General features: G+C 71.1%; 19 protein-coding genes. 10 read left to right on the top strand and 9 right to left on the bottom strand.

Features of this window, described 5'->3' with window-relative positions:
* Positions 1–1,425, bottom strand: coding sequence for a sugar transferase (locus tag ABD466_RS34360; RefSeq protein ID WP_344661413.1), 1,425 nt, complete (start codon positions 1,423–1,425; stop codon positions 1–3).
* A 343-nt stretch (positions 1,426–1,768) separates the two neighbouring features.
* Between ABD466_RS34360 and ABD466_RS34355 the strand changes: the two genes are divergently transcribed.
* From ABD466_RS34355 to ABD466_RS34340, 4 genes are all read left to right on the top strand, one after another.
* Positions 1,769–2,593, top strand: a complete 825-nt coding sequence (locus tag ABD466_RS34355) for a glycosyltransferase family 2 protein (protein WP_344661412.1) — start codon at positions 1,769–1,771, stop codon at positions 2,591–2,593.
* Positions 2,590–3,261: a polysaccharide deacetylase family protein gene (locus ABD466_RS34350; protein ID WP_344661411.1), complete on the top strand. Its 672-nt coding sequence runs from the start codon at positions 2,590–2,592 to the stop codon at positions 3,259–3,261. Before ABD466_RS34355 ends, ABD466_RS34350 begins: the two co-directional genes overlap by 4 nt.
* Before the next feature lie 271 nt (positions 3,262–3,532).
* Positions 3,533–4,672, top strand: coding sequence for an ATP-grasp domain-containing protein (locus ABD466_RS34345; RefSeq protein ID WP_344661410.1), 1,140 nt, complete (start codon positions 3,533–3,535; stop codon positions 4,670–4,672).
* Positions 4,669–5,403, top strand: coding sequence for a PHP domain-containing protein (locus ABD466_RS34340; protein ID WP_344661409.1), 735 nt, complete (start codon positions 4,669–4,671; stop codon positions 5,401–5,403). The genes ABD466_RS34345 and ABD466_RS34340 overlap by 4 nt, the downstream gene beginning before the upstream one ends.
* 32 nt (positions 5,404–5,435) lie before the next feature.
* Here ABD466_RS34340 and ABD466_RS34335 read toward each other — a convergent pair whose 3' ends face one another.
* On the bottom strand, positions 5,436–6,374 hold the full coding sequence (locus ABD466_RS34335; RefSeq protein ID WP_344661408.1) for a glycosyltransferase family 2 protein: 939 nt from the start codon (positions 6,372–6,374) through the stop codon (positions 5,436–5,438).
* A 55-nt stretch (positions 6,375–6,429) separates the two neighbouring features.
* The gene (locus tag ABD466_RS34330) at positions 6,430–7,584 is read right to left on the bottom strand and encodes a glycosyltransferase family 4 protein (RefSeq protein ID WP_344661407.1); all 1,155 of its coding nucleotides are present in this window, start codon (positions 7,582–7,584) and stop codon (positions 6,430–6,432) included.
* Between the two features lie 90 nt (positions 7,585–7,674).
* Between ABD466_RS34330 and ABD466_RS34325 the strand changes: the two genes are divergently transcribed.
* Both ABD466_RS34325 and ABD466_RS34320 read left to right on the top strand, forming a co-directional pair.
* Complete coding sequence (locus tag ABD466_RS34325; protein ID WP_344661406.1) at positions 7,675–8,526, top strand: glycosyltransferase family 2 protein; 852 nt, start codon at positions 7,675–7,677, stop codon at positions 8,524–8,526.
* Positions 8,527–8,585: 59 nt separating this feature from the next.
* The gene (locus tag ABD466_RS34320; protein WP_344661405.1) at positions 8,586–9,776 is read left to right on the top strand and encodes a glycosyltransferase; all 1,191 of its coding nucleotides are present in this window, start codon (positions 8,586–8,588) and stop codon (positions 9,774–9,776) included.
* Here ABD466_RS34320 and ABD466_RS34315 read toward each other — a convergent pair.
* Positions 9,773–9,925, bottom strand: coding sequence for a hypothetical protein (locus ABD466_RS34315; protein ID WP_344661404.1), 153 nt, complete (start codon positions 9,923–9,925; stop codon positions 9,773–9,775). The genes ABD466_RS34320 and ABD466_RS34315 overlap by 4 nt on opposite strands.
* Positions 9,926–10,068: 143 nt before the next feature.
* Between ABD466_RS34315 and ABD466_RS34310 the strand changes: the two genes are divergently transcribed.
* Positions 10,069–10,926, top strand: coding sequence for a hypothetical protein (locus tag ABD466_RS34310; RefSeq protein WP_344661403.1), 858 nt, complete (start codon positions 10,069–10,071; stop codon positions 10,924–10,926).
* Positions 10,927–10,940: 14 nt separating this feature from the next.
* Here the strand turns inward: ABD466_RS34310 and ABD466_RS34305 are convergent, their stop codons facing one another.
* Both ABD466_RS34305 and ABD466_RS34300 read right to left on the bottom strand, forming a co-directional pair.
* Positions 10,941–12,026, bottom strand: coding sequence for a tetratricopeptide repeat protein (locus tag ABD466_RS34305; protein ID WP_344661402.1), 1,086 nt, complete (start codon positions 12,024–12,026; stop codon positions 10,941–10,943).
* Positions 12,023–13,315, bottom strand: coding sequence for a tetratricopeptide repeat protein (locus ABD466_RS34300; protein ID WP_425558819.1), 1,293 nt, complete (start codon positions 13,313–13,315; stop codon positions 12,023–12,025). The genes ABD466_RS34305 and ABD466_RS34300 overlap by 4 nt, the downstream gene beginning before the upstream one ends.
* Before the next feature lie 84 nt (positions 13,316–13,399).
* Here ABD466_RS34300 and ABD466_RS34295 point away from each other — a divergent pair, with 84 nt between their 5' ends.
* The gene (locus tag ABD466_RS34295) at positions 13,400–13,648 is read left to right on the top strand and encodes a hypothetical protein (protein WP_344661400.1); all 249 of its coding nucleotides are present in this window, start codon (positions 13,400–13,402) and stop codon (positions 13,646–13,648) included.
* Between the two features lie 34 nt (positions 13,649–13,682).
* Here ABD466_RS34295 and ABD466_RS34290 read toward each other — a convergent pair whose 3' ends face one another.
* The gene (locus ABD466_RS34290; protein ID WP_344661399.1) at positions 13,683–14,483 is read right to left on the bottom strand and encodes a helix-turn-helix domain-containing protein; all 801 of its coding nucleotides are present in this window, start codon (positions 14,481–14,483) and stop codon (positions 13,683–13,685) included.
* Positions 14,484–14,569: 86 nt separating this feature from the next.
* Between ABD466_RS34290 and ABD466_RS34285 the strand changes: the two genes are divergently transcribed.
* The gene (locus tag ABD466_RS34285) at positions 14,570–15,154 is read left to right on the top strand and encodes a dihydrofolate reductase family protein (RefSeq protein WP_344661398.1); all 585 of its coding nucleotides are present in this window, start codon (positions 14,570–14,572) and stop codon (positions 15,152–15,154) included.
* 9 nt (positions 15,155–15,163) lie between these two features.
* Here ABD466_RS34285 and ABD466_RS34280 read toward each other — a convergent pair whose 3' ends face one another.
* Together ABD466_RS34280 and ABD466_RS34275 are read right to left on the bottom strand one after the other, a co-directional pair.
* Positions 15,164–15,820, bottom strand: a complete 657-nt coding sequence (locus ABD466_RS34280; RefSeq protein ID WP_344661397.1) for a heavy metal-binding domain-containing protein — start codon at positions 15,818–15,820, stop codon at positions 15,164–15,166.
* 327 nt (positions 15,821–16,147) lie between these two features.
* The gene (locus ABD466_RS34275) at positions 16,148–16,834 is read right to left on the bottom strand and encodes a DNA-binding response regulator (protein ID WP_344661396.1); all 687 of its coding nucleotides are present in this window, start codon (positions 16,832–16,834) and stop codon (positions 16,148–16,150) included.
* A 95-nt stretch (positions 16,835–16,929) separates the two neighbouring features.
* Here ABD466_RS34275 and ABD466_RS34270 point away from each other — a divergent pair, with 95 nt between their 5' ends.
* On the top strand, positions 16,930–17,832 hold the full coding sequence (locus ABD466_RS34270; RefSeq protein ID WP_344661395.1) for an oxidoreductase: 903 nt from the start codon (positions 16,930–16,932) through the stop codon (positions 17,830–17,832).
* Positions 17,833–17,947 lie beyond the last annotated feature (115 nt).

Genomic DNA, 17,947 nt, shown 5'->3' with positions numbered 1-17,947 from the left:
TCAGTAAGCTCCTTTACCCTTGACCACCGCGGAGCCGGTGCGGAGCAGGATCTCCGCGTCCAGGCCCAGCGACCAGTTCTCGACATAGCCCACGTCCAGCCGCACCGCGTCCGCCCAAGCCAGGTCGGACCGGCCGCTGACCTGCCACAGTCCGGTCAGGCCGGGCTTCACCAACAGCCGGCGCCGGACCTCCTCGCTGTACTGCGCGGCCTCCTCCGGCAGCGGCGGCCGGGGACCGACCAGCGCCATCTCGCCGCGCACCACGTTGAGCAGCTGCGGCAGCTCGTCCAGCGAGTAGCGCCGCAGCACCGCGCCGACCCGGGTGATCCGGGGGTCGCGGCGGGCCTTGAACAGCGGCCCGTCGGTGTTCACGTTCAGGTGCGCCAGTTCCGCCTTGGCCGCCGCGGCCCCGGAGGCCATGGTGCGGAACTTGAACAGGATGAACGGCTCGCCCCGCAGGCCGACCCGCTGCTGCCGGAAGTACACCGGCCGGCCGTCGCCGATCAGGATGGCCAGCGACACCGCGAGGAAGACCGGCGCCAGCAGGATGATCCCGACCGCCGCCATCGCCCGCTCGCCGAGCTCCTTGGGCACCCGGGCGCCGCGGGACAGGCGCGGGGCGCGGACGTGGAGCAGCGGCACGCCGCCGTCGCGGCGGACCGCGAGGCGGGCCGGGGCGATCTCGTTGAGGAACGGGGCGACGAGGATGTCCGTGCCCTGGTTCGCCAGCCGCCAGCCCAGCCGGCTCAGCGCCGCCGCGCCCAGGTGCGGGCCCGGCATCAGGATGACGGCCTCACAGCCGGTGGCCTCCAGCGCCAGCGCCACCTGTTCGGCGTCACCGGGTCCGCCGTCGGCGGTCAGGTCGCCGACGATCGGCAGCCCGTGCGGCAGCGACGACTCGGCGTCGAAGTCCGCGAAGTAGCCGCCGGACGGGCCGGCCACGTCCAGCGCGGCCACCGCCCGCAGCGCGGAACGTTCGCGGCGCAGGATCTCGGCCATCGCCGAGCACTGCGCCGCGGTGCCGACCAGGAGCGCCGGCCGGGCCGCCAGGCCCGCGCGGCGCGCGATCCAGGCTCTGATGATCTTGCGGGCCAGCAGCGAGCCCACCGCCGCGGTCGGGACCGCCAGCAGGACGCCGCGGACCAGACGGTCGTTGCGGGCCAGCAGCGCGCAGGCCGCCGCCAGCGCGGCCATCGCCGCCAGGCAGGAGCGCAGCAGCCGGTGGTACTCCTCCGTGCCCGGTCCCACGTGCCGGCGTTCGTAAAGCCGGTGCCAGCAGGTCACGGCGACCCACGCCGCCGGCACCACGACCAGGGCCGGCCAGTCGTCCTCGCCCGGCACGGCGGCCCACGTCGCCAGCATCGCGCAGGCCCAGTCCACAACGACCAGGACCGCCGTCCCGGTTCCGCGCCCATACCTCGCCATGGATCGTCGCGCGACCGGCGCGCGCACAACCCTTTTACCCACGTCCGAACCGACCGCCATGCCGAAATCCCCCCACGGAATCCCCACCGCACCGTCCGACGCAAAGCGCCCCGCACTCTAAGCATGACCGCGCGTGATTGCCCGAACACAGCCGAACGAAAAGCCATGGTAGTGGGCTGGCATACTTCGCGCGAGATGTGGTGACGAGATATCATGGCTAACACTTAGTGTCGGTCTGCCTATATTCGTACCGTGTCTACACTCGATCTGTTCTTGGACAACCACCGAAGGTCCCCCGACCCGGTGGAGTGGGGGGATGGGGATGGCGCGCAGTGTTTCGCGCATGGCCAAAGACGCTCTGAACCGCGGCATCGGCTGGCAGGTGATCTTCGAGTGGCGTAACAAAGTCCTGAAATGGCCCGGAACACTCCGGATGCGCCGTTTCGAGCACCGGGAAGTCCGGCGGCTACTTTCCGTAGGCGGTCCGCCGTCCTCGGCGACGGTCGCGGTGGTGATCCCGACCTACCGCCGGCCGGACGGATTGGCGGCCGCGATCCGCTCGGTCCTCGACCAGACCTGGACCGACCTGGTCGTCGTCGTCGTGGACGACGGCGGCGGACTGGACACCGCGGCCCTGCCGGAGGATCCGCGACTCCGCACGGCCTCGCTGTCGGAGAACTCGCACGTGCTGGGTTTGGTACGCAACGTCGGCATGCGACTGTCGGCGTCCCGTTATGTGGCGTTTCTGGACGACGACAACGTCTGGGAACCGAAGCACCTGGAACTGTCAATAGGTGCTCTTTCCGGAGACCGAAAGCTCTCCGGGGTTTATACCGCGCTGCGCCGGGTGCTGCCGGACGGGAGCGAGCTGGACGTGCTCTCGGTGCCGTTCGACCGCAAGCGGGCGTCCTGGGACTCGTTCCTGGACTGCAACGCCTTCGTCGCCCATCGTAGCAGGGCCCTGATGTTCAGCCGGATGCCGAGGCCGATCGGCCTGCTCCCGCGCGAGGACTGGGAGATGCTCTACCGCTACACCCGCCGGCACCGCGTCCGGCACATCCCCACTCCGACGGTCCGCTACCTGGTCAACCCGTCGAGCTTCTACACGCAGTGGGACAAGGACAAGGACAAGGACCAGGACAAGCAACTCGCCGGGGAGGGCACATGAGCGGGACCGAGCTGCGCAACATCTCGTTCCACGGGATCGGCACACCGGAGGGGTCCGAGCGCGAGCCCGGCGAGCACCGCTACTGGGTGACCGAGGCCGCGTTCCTGGACGTTCTGGACGAATGCGCGAAGCATCCCCACGTCCGCCTGAGCTTCGACGACGGCAACGCCTCCGACGTCGCCATCGGCCTCCCGGCCCTGGTCGAACGGGGCCTGAAGGCCGACTTCTTCCCCATCGCGGACCGCATCGGCACACCCGGCAACGTCGACGAGGCGGGCCTGCGGGCCCTGATCGACGCGGGCATGACGGTCGGCACCCACGGCGCCGGCCACCGGCCCTGGACCTCCGCGCTGGCCACCCACCACGAAGCCGAGCTGCGCGCCGCCCGCGAACGCATCGCCGCGGCGACCGGCAGGCCGGTGGACACGGCCGCCTGCCCGTTCGGCGCCTACGACCGCGGGGTGCTGAAAGCCCTGCGTGCGGCGGGCTATCGCACGGTCTTCACCAGCGACGCCCGCCCGGCCCGCGAGGGCAGCTGGCTCCAGCCGCGCTACAGCGTGGAGACGGACGACACCGCCGCGTCGGTGCGGACCCGGATGCTGGCGCCGCGGTCGGCGGCGGAGCGGGTGGTCGACCGCGGAGTGCTGATGGTGAAGGCGTGGAGATGAACAGCGGGTCGCTGATGGAACGGCGGCGACGGGGTGACCGGTTCAAAGGGATCGGCTCTGTTCTCGACTCCTATCGGGCAGGCGGCATCGGGAGACGCAGTGCCGACGACCGTGGGGGTTCCGTCGGCACTGCCGGTGTCGGTCCCAGCGCCTGCGGTGGGGATCGCATGAGCGCTGGCGATGAGGGGATGACGCTGTGCTCTGTCTTCTATAACCACTCCTCGACATCTCATTCACGCCCCTTTCGACTTTCTTTCGTGGGCGGCCGTTCATGACCGAGACCATCCTCATCGGCTTCGCCGAAGCCTTCGCCGCCATCGAGTCCGCGTGGTCCCTCGCCGACGCCGGCTACGACGTCGTCGCCTTCACCCGGCGCGGGACCAAGCCGGCGCTGGCCTCGTCGCGCCGCGTCCGCGTCCTCCCGGTCACGCCGCCCGAGGAGGACGCCGCGGCCTGCGTCGCAGAGGTCGCCGATGCGGCCGAGCGTCTCGGCGCCGCGGCCGTCCTCCCGCTCGACGACCTCGCCGTCTGGGTCTGTGACCGGACCGGCCGCCGCGTCGCCGGCGCCACCGGGGACGCCGCCGCTTTCGCGCTCGACAAGAGCCTCCAGGTCGCGGCCGCCACGAACGCGGGCCTCGCGGTCCCCGAGAGGTCGGCCGACGGGCCGTGGATCGTCAAGGCCGCGCTGGCCGTGGTCGAGCAGGAAAACAGGCTGATCCGCCCCGGCGGCCGGGTCGCCGCGACCCCGGCCGACGTCGAGCGGGCCACCGCCGACCTCGCCGGACCGGTCCTCGTGCAGCGCCTGCTCACCGGGGTCGGCGAGGGCGTCTTCGGCTTCGCGACCGAGGACGGCGTCCGCGCCTGGAGCGGCCACCGCCGCGTCCGGATGGCCGACCCGCGCGGTTCGGCCTCCAGCGCCTGCCGCTCGATCACGGTCGACGAGGACCTGCGCGCCCGGACCGAGAAGCTCCTGGCGGCGGTGGGATGGCGCGGCATGTTCATGCTCGAACTCCTCCGCGACGCCGACGGCACCCCCTGGTTCATGGAGGTCAACGGCCGCCCCTGGGGCAGCATGGCCCTGGCCCTGCGCCGCGGCCTCCCCTATCCGGTGTGGGCCGTCCGCCAGGCACTCGATCCGGCCTTCGTCCCGGAGCCGCCGGACCCCGAGCCGCCGCATGTCGTGTGCCGCCACCTCGGCCGCGAACTGGTCCACCTCGCCGCCGTCCTGCGCGGCCCGATCGCCGGCCACCCCGGCCCCTGGCCCCGGCGCGGCGCCACCCTCGCCGCACTCCGCCCCCGCCGCTCCGACCGCTGGTACAACCTGCGGGCCGGCGAACGTCGCGTCTTCTGGAAAGACACCTGGTCCACCCTCGCCGCCCAGGCGGCCCGTATGCGAAAGAAGACGCCGTGACCAAGGTCCGCGCGGTCGCCCACATCCACTCCGAGTGGTCCGACGACGCGTCCTGGCCGCTGGAACGCCTGGCCGCGGCGTTCCAGCGGCGTGGCCGCAGCGTCCTGCTGATGTGCGAGCACAGCCGCACCTTCACCGAGGCCAAGCTGGCCGAGTACGTCGAGGCCTGCGCCAGGGCCTCCACCGACGACGTCCTGGTGGTCCCCGGCCTGGAGTACAACGACGCCGACAACGTCGTCCACATCCCGGTCTGGGGCGAGGTGCCGTTCCTGGGCCGGACTCCGGACATCCCCGACGTCCTCGCCCACGCCCGCGAGGCGGACGGCATCGCGGTCTTCGCCCACCCGTGGCGGCGCCAGGCCTGGCGCCGCTTCGACACGACCTGGGCCAAGGACCTGACCGCGGTCGAGATCTGGAACCGCAAATACGACGGCTGGTCCCCGAACCGCGAAGCCGTCGCCTACGCCAGGCGCTTGGGCCTGCCCCCCTTCGTGGCCCTCGACTTCCACGGCCCCCGCCAGTTCTTCCCCCTGGCGATGGAGCTGACCCTCAGCGGGCCCCCGAGCCGGGCCACGGTCGAGGACGCGCTGCGCACCGGCCGGTTCGAGGCCCTGGCGTTCAGCCGCTCGGCGCTGCGCCTGGCCTCCGGGGTCGGCGGGGTGGCGCTGGCGGCGGCCGAGTCGGCGCGGGCGGTGGCGGCGCGGGCGGTGCGGGCGGCCATGCGCCGCTGACGGCGCGCCATGGGCGGTGAGACAGCCAGGAATCAGGGTCCTGGCTTCTCCCGCATCTTCGCGGGGCTCACCAGGGCCCGCACGGCCGCGCGGCTGGCGGACCGCCCGAGCAGCGCCCGCGACGACTCCCGCAGCAGCAGGGCGGCCCAGAACGCGGCCACCGCCGGCGGACGATGCGTGCGCCGGTACAGCCGCACGCGGTTCAGCGTCAGCAGCGTCCACAACTTCGGCGAGACCGTGGCCTCGCCCTCCAGGTGCACCGCGACGGCGTCGGGCGCGAGCCGTGTCGCGAAGCCGTGCGCACCGGCCCGGAGCGCGAACTCGGTCTCCTCCGAGTAGAGGAAGAACGACTCGTCCCACGGCCCGCAGGCCTCCAGGCACTCCCGTGAGATCGCCATCAGGGACCCGGCGGCCCAGTCGGCCCGCGTCGCCTTCCGGTACGCCTCCGGATCCGTCACCTGCTCGCCGAGCGCCGCGAACCGTCCCGACCGGCCCGCCCCGAGCACCATCTCCCCCAGCAGCCGCAGGGGATTCGGCTCACGTCGCAGGGTTCTGATCATGCGCCCCGTGCCGTCGTAGAGCACCGGTGCGGTGATCCCGGTCGCGTGCGCCTTCAGCCCCGCCACCAGCGCCGCGCCGCACCCCGGCCGCAACCGGATGTCGGGATTGCAGACGAAGACCGCGTCCGTCCGCTCGTCCAGCTTCCCGACCGCGTCCAGCGCCGCGTTGAACGCCGCCGCGTACCCGGCGTTCCGCCCGGTCTCCACCAGCAGCGCGTCCGGCATCTCCGCCCGGACCACGTCCGGCGTCCCGTCGGCCGAGGCGTTGTCGGCCACGACGAGGCGCCACCGCAGCCCGGCCATCCCGAGCTCCAGCGATGCGAACAGGCCCGGCAGGACCTCGGCGCTGTTCCACGTCACCACGACGAGAACCACACCGGGCCGACCGTCGTCTTCCGGATCCACCCCCACGGACGCCATGCTATGAGCCGCTGACGAATGGTGTCAGTACGCGAAGTGAAGTCCCCTAACCCACACCGCCGCCACCGCGAGCATGTCTCCCCGGCACAGCCGCGTCGATCACCTCGGTCAAAGCCGCGACCCACCGCGTCATCCCGAACTCGGTCTCGGCCAGCCGCCGCGCCTCGCGTCCCATCTTCTCGGCACGCTCCGGATCAGCGATCAAGTCCAGGATCTCGGTGCGCAACGCCGCGGCATCGTGCGCGGGCACGAACACGCCGTTGACGCCGGCCACCAGCGCGTCCCGCTGCCCTTCGACCCGCGTGCAGATCACGGTGCGGCCCATCGCGAACGCCTCGATCATGCAGCTGATGCCGTTGTCCGTGTCGCTGGGGTGCAGCGGCAGCACGACGAAGCGCGACCGCGCATAGAGGTCGCGCATCTCGACGGGTGTCAGCGGCCCGAAGGTGACCCCGTCGGGCAGGCCCACCCGCTCACCCCGGTCGCCCAGTTCGGCCCGCCACTTGTCGTCCATACCGGCCACCAGCGAGCCGGCGATGTGGCAGCGCAGGCCGGTCCCGTCGAGGGCGGCGATGAGCGTGGCGAAGTCACGCATCTCACGTCCGGCCGAGCAGATCATGGCGACGTCCTGGTCGCCGGTTCCATCCTCCGGCGGCGTCGCCGGCTCCGCGTTGAAGAAGTCGGTGTCCACGACCCACTTCGGCGAGACGATCCGCTCCGCCGGGACCTTCAGGCGCTTGGTCGCGAACTCGGCCTGCGCGGTCGGCGGCAGTATCAGGGTCTTGAATCCAGGCCAGGCCAGGCGCAGCAGTCTGGCCTTGTTGCCGGACGAGATCCAGCTGTAGAGGCCGACCAGCGGAGTCCGCTTGCTCCGCCTGGTGAACCGCAGGGCCAGGCCCAGCGGCAGGCTCGAAGCCTCGGCACCCCAGGCGAAGATCGCGTCATAGCGCCGCCGCACGCGGAACGCCTCGGCGGCGAAGGCCAAGGGGAGCGGAAGCCTGCCGTACACGGCACGCCGGAGCCGCGACGGCCCGGTCACGAAGCGCTGGTCCAGCACCGTCATGTCGTAGGGCAGGTCGTACAGCCACACCTTCGGCCGCTCTCCCGCCTTCGCCTGCTCGGCGACCTCTTCAAGGTAGGGCGGGAACCACCCCGCCGAGACCATGACCAGGATCCGCGGCCGCTTCGGGCTTTCCGTCACCCGGCCATGCTCCCAAGGCGGGCCGAGGGCCGACAAGAGGTGCAGAACCCTGAGGGCGCGCCACCCTCCACCGATGCGATACTCGCGATCGTGGTGTCCGTGGTCATTCCCGCGCACAATGAGGCCGGCGTCGTGGGACGCCTGCTCAGGGGCCTGTTGGCCGGCGCCCGGCCGGGCGAGTTCGAGATCTGGGTGGTGGCGAACGGCTGCACCGACGATACGGCGGGCGTCGCCGGCGGGTTCGGTCCGGACGTGAACGTCCTGGTCAGCCCACGCCCTGACAAGCACGCCGCGATGCGGCTCGCCGACGAGCACGCTAAGGGTTTCCCCCGACTCTATGTCGACGCGGACGTCGAGCTCGGCTCAGCCGACGTACGCGCACTCGCCGAAGCCCTCGACGCGCCGGGGGTGATGGCCGCGGGACCCGAGCGGGCCTGGCCGGCCGACGGCCGCCCGTGGACCGTGCGCTGGTTCTACGACGTCTGGCACGAGTTCCCCACGGTCCGCACCGGCTTGTGGGGCCGCGGCGTGGTCGGCGTGTCGCGGCAGGGATACGAGCGGCTGCGGGAGTTGCCCCCGCTGCTCGGCGACGACCTCGCGGCCTCGCTGGCGTTCTCCGCCGACCAGCGCCGGGTGGTGCCGGGAGCGGTCGCGGTGGTCCACCCGCCGCGCGGTCTGGCCGCGCTCCTGAAGATCCGCACGCGGGCCCTGGTCTCCACCGCGCAGGCGGCCGGCGATCCGCATCTCGCGGACGTGGCCGGCGACGATCGCACGTCCTGGTCGGATCTGCGCGACGTGGCGCTCGCCGCGCCGCTGCGCAACGGCCCGAAGGTCGCCTGGTTCCTCGCGATCACGGTCGTGACCAGGCTGCGCGCCCGCCGCGCGGTCCGGGCCGGGGACTTCACGACGTGGCAGCGAGACGACACCAGCCGGCGACCATGATCCACGTGTCAGCCGCCTGATACCGGCTGGGCTCGAACTTCACAGGGGGTGGGGAAGTCATGACGGATCACGCACGGCCGCATGCCGTGTTGGTGATACTCAATCTGCCGGTGCCGGACGACCAGCGGGCCTGGTCGCAGGCGCTCGCACTGCGCGACGACGGCGCGCGGGTGACGGTGGTGTGCCCGGCGATCCGCGGCAGGCGGCCCGGCGGTGAGCGGGTGGACGGGATCGAGATCGTCCGCTTCGCGTCGTTCGAGGGCCAGGGTGCGCTCGCGACCGCGGCCGAGGGCGTGTGGACGGCCACCGCGGCCGCGCGCGCCGTCCGCGCCGCCCTGCGCACGTCGCGCGGCGTCCCGTGCATGCTGCAGATCGGCAACCCGCCCGATCTGCTGTTCCCCTTGGCGCGCTGGGCCCGCCGGCGCGGCGTACGGACCGTGTACGACCAGCGGGACGTGGTGCCGGTGCTCGCGGCGTCGCGGGCCGGATTCAACAAGCTGACACCGGTCTTCAAGGGCGCCGAGCGGCAACTGGTCGCGGCCTCGGACGTGGTGATCACGCCGAGCGAGGAACAGCGCGCTCGCATCGCGCGGTTGTATCGGCGGAACGCTGTGATCATCCGCACCGCGGAGGTTTCGGCAGCGACCGAGTCCGTGGCGACTGAGTCCGCCGCGCCCCGGAACGACCGCGACACGGTCCTCGGCTATCTGGGCGTCATCGGCGAACAGGACGGCCTCACGGATCTGCTCGACGCCGTGGCCCTGCTCCGCGCCGACGGCGCCGGCGGATTCCGCCTCGAAGTCGCCGGCGACGGCCCCGCCCTCCCCGCGGCCCGCGACCACGCCACCCGGCTCGGCTTGGACGGCCTGGTGACCTTCCACGGCTGGCTCGGCCCCGGCGAGGTCGACACCTTCCTGAGCCGCATCGACGCCATGACGGTGCCCGATCCGGACAACCCGTTCAACCACTTCTGCGCGATGAACAAGGTCACGCACGCGATGGCCCGCGCCATCCCCATCGCGCTGCGCCCCCTGCGCGAGAACAGCCGCCTCGTTGGCCCGCACGCCTACCTCGCCTCCGACATGAGCACCCGCGCGTTCGCCGACGCGATCGCCAAGCTCCTGGCGGACTCCCCCGAATCCCGCGCCGCCATCGCCTCCGCCTCGCGCGACCTCTTCGAGGCCGAGCACTCGTGGGCGCGGTACGCACAGCGGTACGTGGACGCGGTGGCCCCGGGCCGGAAGCGTTAGCCCTGGCCGCGCCAGAGTTTGTACAACCCCGCCGCGACGGCGTCGGTCACGACGAGCGCCATCTTCCCGGAGGTGTCGTAGACGAGGGCCGACGCCGCGAGGATGGCGAGCAGTCCGGCGAGGTCGATGAGGCGGGGGTTCGTGCGCATGCTCCCATCCCACCGTCCTCGACGGAGATCAAACAGGAAATTCTTCAATTGTGAAGGACCTTGAACCCGATCCGGCTATTGCGCCCATCTTCAGGAGCCTTCACCCCTTCAGGGTCGCCGCCCACGATCGCTAGCCTGACCGCATGGCATGGGGATCAGAACGTTCGCCGGTGATCGACTTCGCGCGGGAGCTCAGCGCCTACCGCGCCGAACACGGCGCGCCGACGGGCGAGGACATCAGCACCGCGACCGGCCTCCTCAGCCCGGCCGGAGGGACCGGCGAATATCTCTCCACCGGCCGCGTCAGCGGCGTCATGGCGGGCACGAGCACCAACCCGCCCACCAACTCCGTGATCTTCTCCTTCGTCCGCGCGATCCTCCACCTCCAGAACCCCTCCGCGGACCCGATCACCGAGTCCCATCCCGACGTCGTCGAACTCCAGGCGCTCCGGACCAGGGCCTACGCCCGCCAGTCCCTGGGCACCTTCCGAGAACGGCACCTCCGCGTCGCCCTCGACGCCGTCGCCGACGTCCATCACGGCTGCTTCGCGCTCTACGCACTGAACGGCGCCACGTTGCACATAGGCCGCTCGACATCGGAATCCCTGGCTCTCCGCATCAACGCGGCGCTGGACCCGAACAGTCAGGTCATCGACCGCGAGTCGGTCGCAGAGATCGAACTCTGGCTCCTGCCCGACCTCCTCGACGACCCGACCGCCGAGGCGACGGTCGCCCATCTCGAGGAAACGCTCATCCGCAGAACGCTCCACGCGTCCGCCCCCGAGACCCTCCGCCTCCCCGACCTCGCCGTCTCGGACGAATCCGCGGTTCCCGCCTCGCGGATCTTCCCGCTGATCGACTCCGGAACGCTCCTGGCCATCCGTGAAGCGCTCCGCGACCAGGCCGCAGAGCTCGCGGAACGGGCCAACGGCATCCACGCCCGGACCGAGTCCCTCTTCAAGCACTCGCCCGGCGGCGGTCAGCCGGAGTGCGGTTCCTAGCCGGAGTGCGGTTCCTAGCCGGAGTGCGATCCCGAGCCGGAGTGCGATCCCCGCGCCCGCTGAGCGTAATAGCGCATGACGTAGTAGGAACGGACGACGATCGTCGCGACCGCCGCCACGAACGCACCGTCGACGACGCCCGCCCAGCCCAGCGCCGCGCCCGCCACCGGCAGCACGAGCGCGGCCCCCATCGCGACGCAGGCCGGCGCGCTCGAGCCCCGTGCCGAAAGCCGGAGCAGAAGCCTGACCTGCCCGCGCGGAACCAGGCGCAGCCCGGCCGCGAGAACCGCCCACCACAGTCCGTACGCGGCGACGGCGACGAACCGGCGGCGCACGGCGTTCGCGTCGAGGTCGGTGGAGGAACCGGCGGCGGTCCAGGAGGACAGGAACAGGATGCTCACCGCCACGACCCACCGCAGGCGGCTCTGGACCACGTTCCGCCCGATGGCCTCGAAGTTGGTCGCGGCCGTCTTGTTGCGGGGATCGGTGCTGACGGCGCCGCGGAAGCCGGCCAGGGCGCCGCGGAAGTTCTTGCGGCGGATCTCGAGCACCGCGAGATTGTTGATCGCCATCGAGTGGTTCGGGTCGACGGCCAGCGTGGCCCGGAAGGCCCGCTCGGCCTCCATCGGCTTGCCGGCCCGCAGCGCGGCGTAGCCGAGCACGAAGTGGCCGTCCGCCTGGCCCGGGGCCAGCTCCACGGCCCGCCGCGCCGCGTCCAGGGCCGCGACCGGATTGCGGTCGGCCAGCGCCCAGGCGCGCCGGGCGTGTCCGGCCGGCCAGTGCGGGGCCAGCTCGATGGCCCGGTCCGCGGCCGCGGCGGCCGCGTCCGCGTCGCCGTTCGCCCGCTCGATGGTCGACAGCACCGCGTACATCACCGGCGCGTCCGGAGCCAGGGCCACGGCGCTCTTGATCACCGGCAGCGCCTCGGCCGGGCGCCCGGAGTCGTTGAGCGCGGCGGCGAGCAGGCGCATCGCGACCGCGTCGTCGGGAGCGGACGCCAGGACCTGGCGGAGCACCGTCTCGGCCTCGCCGAACCGGCGCAGCCCGAGCAGGGTCTGGGCCCTTTCCAGCAGCCTGACGTGCTCCGCCTGCCCGGTCACACGTGCTTCCGCTTCTTCAGATAGGCCAGCAGATCGTCGTAGGCGCCGTTCTCGTTGGCGTACAACGCGACGTTGCGCGCGGTCTCCAGCCACGGACCGATCGACGGTCCGACCTCCTCGCAGGCCGCGTCCAGGTCCCGCTGGCCGATCATCCGCACCTCGCCGGCCGCCGCCGACGCCATCAAAGCGTTCTCCGCGGCCGTGTCGCAGACGTGCGCGATGTCGGCGCCGGAATAGCCCTCCAACCGCTTCGCCAGCTTCTTCACGTCCACCCCCGACACCGGCCGGTCCCGCAGGTGGAAGCGCAGGATCGCCTGCCGGGCCGCCTCGTCGGGCGGGAGGACCAGCAGCGTGCGGTCCAGGCGGCCGGGGCGCTTCAGCGCGCTGTCGACGTCCCACGGGTGGTTGGTCGCGGCCAGCACGAAGACCCCCTCGTTGCGGCCGTCGGCGCCGTCGAGCTCGGCGAGCAGCTGGTTCACGGTCCCCCGCATGCCGGTGCCGCGGATCTGGGTGCGCTTCTGCCCGATCGCGTCGACCTCGTCGAGGAACAGGACGCACGGGGCGTTGCGGCGGGCGACCTCGAACACCTCGTGCAGGTTGCGCTCGCTCTGGCCGATGTACATGTCCAGCACGTCGGCCAGCGTCACCGCGTAGAACCTCGCGCCCAGCTCGCCCGCGACCGCCCGCGCGATGAAGGTCTTGCCGCATCCGGGCGGGCCGTAAAGGAGCAGTCCGCCCTTGAGCGACTTGCCGTACAGCTTCGAGAGCTCGGGGTTGCGCATCGGAGCGAGGAACGCGACTTCGAGGCGCTTCTTCACGTCGGCCATGCCGCCGACGTCCGCCAGCCGCACGGTACTGGGCTCCAGGTCGAACGCGGGCTCGGGATCGTCCCCGCCGACACCGTCGACACCGTCGACGAACATCGGTGCGACGACGCCGTCGAACTCGGCGTCGGCGGCGTCCCAGTCGAACGCGTCGCGGGAGTCGGTAGCGGGAGTCGACGGCTCCGTCGGCGGCAACGGCTCCGGAGCGGCGGCCGGAACGCCCATCGCCCGCATCATCAACGCTCGCGCCTCGCCCGATCCGGGATCCTGTTGCAGTACGACCGCCAGCTCCGCGATCGCGGAATCCCCCGCCCCGGCGTCCACGAGCAACTGCGCCAGATGCAGCCGCAACGGAAGATCGCCTGGAGCAGCGGCGACGGCGGCACGCATGCTGCGTATCAGTGGCGACTCTTCCACCCTGGGCTCCTCCCCATACGCCGAGGAGCCGATCCTACCCCCGGTCATCAACCTGTTGTCTCGGAGCGCCTTCCGTCGCCCGAACGGGCCCCGTTCCGCGCCATCCTCCGCCACACCACGCACTATGCGGGCATGACGCGCTACGTTTACGAACTCGCCCGCGACCACCGGCCCGACGTGGACACGACGGCCGACTACGACTGGCACATCGTCCGCCTGGACGACGCCCGCGACCCGGACCACATCCACGCCCTCTGCGAGCGTGACCTGGAACCGCCGCTCGAGCACTGGAACGTCGAGTCCCTGAAGGACCTCGAGACCCTGGTCTGCGAGCAGTGCCAGGTCCGGCACCTCGCCGAGACCGGGCGAGAGGCGGTGTGAAGGTGCGGGGTCCGGCCGTGCCCCCCCGGCGGCCTCAGCGACCGGCGAGCGCCGTGTGAGCCGTGGGCCGGTTGGCCGCGGCCAGCCGGGTGGGCGTCTCGTCGGCGTATCTGATGACGTCGCGCGTCAGGTGGCTCTGGTCGGAGTAGCCGTGCACGGCCGCGATCTCCGCGAGCGGGCGCCGCCCCAGTTCCAGGGCCGCCCGCTCGAAGCGGATCACTCCCGCCAGCTGCTTCGGCGTCAGACCGATGCGCCCACCGAACATCCGGGCGACGTAGCGGTGACTCCATCCCGACTCCGAAACGAGGTCGCCGATGCGGACGGTACCGCCGCTCGCCGTGATGTCCCGGCACATCCCCGCCATCCATTCGGGCACCGGGTCCGTCCGCCGCGCGGACTCCAGCAACAACGACTCGACCGCGGCGAACCGCTCGGCCCACGACCGCGCGGAGGCGAGCCGGTCCGCGACACCCCGCCACGACGGCACGAGGTCGCCGACGGCCACCGCGCGCCCCGCGACCTCGCGTCCCGGTACGCCGAGCAGCCGGCTGATCCCGACCGGTGTGAGGTACACCTGCACGCAGTCCTGTCCGCGCTCGAAGCACGTCGCGGTACAGCCGGTGGACAGGCCGGCGACGAACGAATCGTGCGCGACTCCTTCGATCTCCAGCGGGTCGCCGAAGGACAGGACGAGCGGTACCAGACTCCCGGCGGGCTGGCGCCGGTGCACCGGAACGGGTGACAGCTCGGACATCCCGACCACGCCGGCGACCAGCCCCCGCAGCGCGGGGTGCGCCCGATGCCGGACGACCTCGATGCGACGGACGGGTTCCACCCCGGCATTGTCACCGGTCAATTTCGTTCAAGCCAACACCCCGGCCCGCTCGGCACACTCAAGATGACCCGATCAAGGAGACCAAGATGCGCAACCTCGTCATCGTCGAGTTCCTGACCGTCGACGGCGTCATGCAGGGCCTCGGCTCGCCCGATGAGGACACCGAAGGCGGATTCACCCACGGAGGCTGGGGCCTCCCCTATACCCCCGCCATCCATGAAGCCATGCCCCAGAAGCCGAGCAACACGACGGCGTTCCTGTTCGGCCGGAAGACGTACGAGAAGCTGGCCGGGTTCTGGCCCACCCGACCGGACACGGACCCCATGGCGGCGCAGCTGAACAGGAGCCCGAAGTACGTCGCGACACGGACGCTGAGGACCTTCGACTGGCAGCGGACCCAAGCCCTTGAGGGCGAACTCGCCGAAGCGGTGAGCAAGCTGAAGGCCGAGGGAGAGGGCGACATCGTCATCCTGGGCAGCGGCGTGCTGGTCCAACAACTGCTGCGCCTCGACCTCGTCGACGAACTCCGGCTGTTCCTCCATCCCCTCCTGCTGGGCACCGGCAAGCGCTTGTTCAGCGATCTCCCCGACCCCCGCCGGCTCAAGCTCACCAGCTCGACCGCCACCAGCCTCGGAACCGCCCTGCTCACCTACGAGGTTATGCACGACTGAGCCGTGCCGTCAGCCCGACAGCGGCATCGTCATCTGCGGTGACACAGGCGCCATGTCCTGATGCATCCTGCTCACCGCCGTCCCCATCGCGTAGAACTCGACGGCGTGCTCACCCCAGACCCAGTCGTCCTCCCGCACCGTGACCCCGACGATGCCGTCCGCCCCGACCTGGTTCCCCTCGTACTGCATGCGCGCCATGGCGATCTCCCGCGCGTCGTAGACCGCCTGCGTGTAGGTCCCCAACTCCATGTTCTGCCCCGAGGCCTGAAGCATCTGCCGGAAGGTGAGGTGCGCGACGTGGTAGACACAGGTCCCCAGCACCAACGCCCGCGGAACCCACCCGTGCTGCCACAACGTCCAGAAATCCTGCCCGGACAGATGCGACGTGAACGGCCGCCCGGCCGGCGTCCGCAGCGACCTCCCATCCTCGGCCTTCACAGCCGTCCCCACCGCGACGAACTCCATGACCTCAGCCGAGAACGCATACCGCCGCGCCCGCACGTCCACCCCGATGATCCCGTCGGCCCCCAGCACATCGGCCTCGGCCTCCATCCGCGCCATCGCCAACTCCCGCGCGGTGTACATCGCCTGTGTCAGCACCGTCAGCTCCTGACTGACGCTCCACCGCGAAGGCTGGATCCCGATGTGATAGATGCTCGTCCCCATCACCAGCCCCAGTGGCGCGAACCCAGCCTGCGTCGCCAGCACGAACTCATTGACCGACAGATCAGACGTGAAGCAGGGACGCCCCTGCCGCGACTGAACAAGCCGCCCCCTGGCCGCATCCGGCAGCGGCTGCGGTTGCTGCGACATCGGTCCGGTCGGTTGCCCCATAGCTCTCTCCTCTGGACTCGTTGCACGTCTACACCGCCAGTCGAGCGGGACGTTGATCGTAGAGTCTGCTCCTGAGGATCCCTCCGCGCGATCACAGGAAATCCCGCAGGGGCGTGGCACCAGCGGAGCACACGCGCTGAACACCGCGACGTGCGCGGGCTACATCACGCCGGGAGCTCGCTGCGTAAGCCCGAGCTCCCCGGCCCGCACTCCGGCTTGGAACCGCGACTCCGCCTCCAGCAGCCGCATCATCTCCGCGACCCGACGTCGATACGTCCGCAGAGACAGCCCCATCCGCCGCGCCGCCGCTTCGTCCGTGAGGCCCGTCGTCAGCATGCGAAGCAACGCTTTGCCCTCGGCGTCGATACTGGGCAGATCCTGACTCAGATACTGCTCCAGCACGACCGCGCCTTCCCAGGCCGCGTCGAACATCGAGTACACCGCCGCGATGAGAGCGGGTGACGTCGTCGCCGTGAATTCCCGTTCCCCACGGACCTTCGCACCAGCCAGGATCATCGCCTTACGGTCGCTGATGATCGTCTCGTGAGGGAGCCCCGTGGCGCAGATGCGCACCTGAGCACCGACGGTGCGCAGTTCAAGGAGATGCAAACGCTGGTCCTCATCGGCCAGAGCCGCGGCACTGTAGAGCTTTCGAACGGTCAACCCACTGCGGACCCGCGCCTCCATCCGCCCGACCGCCGTGTCGCGGGCAGCGCGATGGGACCAGGTGTTCAGATCGGAGGCGGCACAGACGAACTCGGACACCGGAAACCGGAACAGGTGACCGGCTCGGGCCGCCAACTCCAGCTCGCCGTGGACGGTGATCGTCGTTTCAGCGGCGGACACGCGCTCCAGTCTCACCATCGGACCAGCGATCGGCAACCATGGCCACTTGCTGCCACACGCTGGTCCGGACCAAAGGCCGCGGCCAGGCTTGAACCATGATCGAGCCCACGACCCCCGCAGCATTCGACGACTTCCAGCTAGGTGGCGACCTCCCGGTCCACCGCATCGGCTTCGGCGCGATGCGCCTGGCCCAAGGCACATTCCAAGGCCCGGTCCGCGACCCCGACACGGGCATGGCGGTACTGCGCCGCGCCGTCGAGCTCGGCGTGAACCACATCGACACCGCCGGCTTCTACGGCGCTCACGGCGTCCACGCCAACGACCTGATCCGCAAGGCCCTGGCCCCCTACCAAGAGGACCTGGTCATCGCCACCAAGGTCGGACCCCTGCGAGACGACAACGGCATGCCCAGCCTGGAGGCCACACCCGACCAACTGCGCGCCCTGGTCGAAGCCGACCTCCGCACCCTCGGCCTACAACACCTCGACCTGGTCTACCTCCGTGTCGGCGGCATGACAGGCCCCGGCGGCGCACCCCTGACCGAACGACTCGGCGCCCTCGCCGACCTACGAACGGAGGGACTGATCCGCCACCTCGGCATCAGCAACGTCGACACCGCGCAGTTCGAGGAAGCCTCCACAGTGGCCCCACTCGCCGCCGTCCAGAACCACTTCCACGTCCAGCACCAAACCGACACGGCACTGCTCGCCCGATGCACCGAGCAGCACATCGCGTTCGTGCCATTCTTCCCGATCGGCGGCGGCTTCCAACCACTCGACGCCCCGAGCCTGCTGAAGGTCGCATCACGCCTGGAGGCAACGCCGGCGCAAGTAGCCCAGGCATGGCTGCTGAGCGTGTCCCCGAACATACTGCTGATCCCGGGCACCGGATCGTTGGAGCACTTGGAGGAGAACGTGGCCGCTGGCGCCCTGCGGCTGTCGCCCGAGGACCTCGCCGATCTCACCGCGCCCGCCGACTCTGCAAGCCCGGGTCACTGATCGGATCCGTGGTCTGAGACCGGCCCGGGAATCCAGCGACCGACCTCATTCGGCACTCGACTCGCTCGAACACGCCCCGCCCTGGCGCTACGCCGAACGGTGACGTGCGTCGCGC

It is taken from the genome of Catenulispora subtropica (assembly GCF_039531675.1).
GTDB lineage: Bacteria > Actinomycetota > Actinomycetes > Streptomycetales > Catenulisporaceae > Catenulispora > Catenulispora subtropica.
The sequence above is the reverse complement of the archived record's forward strand: the minus strand, read 5'-3'. Positions and strand labels throughout refer to the sequence as shown.

Excerpts from the sequence above, each read along its gene's own strand:
- ABD466_RS34360 (WP_344661413.1), bottom strand. The coding sequence starts at position 1,425 with ATGGCGAGGTATGGGCGCGGAACCGGGACGGCGGTCCTGGTCGTTGTG.
- ABD466_RS34355 (WP_344661412.1), top strand. The coding sequence starts at position 1,769 with ATGGCCAAAGACGCTCTGAACCGCGGCATCGGCTGGCAGGTGATCTTC.
- ABD466_RS34350 (WP_344661411.1), top strand. The coding sequence starts at position 2,590 with ATGAGCGGGACCGAGCTGCGCAACATCTCGTTCCACGGGATCGGCACA.
- ABD466_RS34345 (WP_344661410.1), top strand. The coding sequence starts at position 3,533 with ATGACCGAGACCATCCTCATCGGCTTCGCCGAAGCCTTCGCCGCCATC.
- ABD466_RS34320 (WP_344661405.1), top strand. The coding sequence starts at position 8,586 with ATGACGGATCACGCACGGCCGCATGCCGTGTTGGTGATACTCAATCTG.
- ABD466_RS34315 (WP_344661404.1), bottom strand. The coding sequence starts at position 9,925 with ATGCGCACGAACCCCCGCCTCATCGACCTCGCCGGACTGCTCGCCATC.
- ABD466_RS34310 (WP_344661403.1), top strand. The coding sequence starts at position 10,069 with ATGGCATGGGGATCAGAACGTTCGCCGGTGATCGACTTCGCGCGGGAG.
- ABD466_RS34300 (WP_425558819.1), bottom strand. The coding sequence starts at position 13,315 with ATGACCGGGGGTAGGATCGGCTCCTCGGCGTATGGGGAGGAGCCCAGG.
- ABD466_RS34295 (WP_344661400.1), top strand. The coding sequence starts at position 13,400 with ATGACGCGCTACGTTTACGAACTCGCCCGCGACCACCGGCCCGACGTG.
- ABD466_RS34285 (WP_344661398.1), top strand. The coding sequence starts at position 14,570 with ATGCGCAACCTCGTCATCGTCGAGTTCCTGACCGTCGACGGCGTCATG.
- ABD466_RS34280 (WP_344661397.1), bottom strand. The coding sequence starts at position 15,820 with ATGGGGACGAGCATCTATCACATCGGGATCCAGCCTTCGCGGTGGAGC.
- ABD466_RS34270 (WP_344661395.1), top strand. The coding sequence starts at position 16,930 with ATGATCGAGCCCACGACCCCCGCAGCATTCGACGACTTCCAGCTAGGT.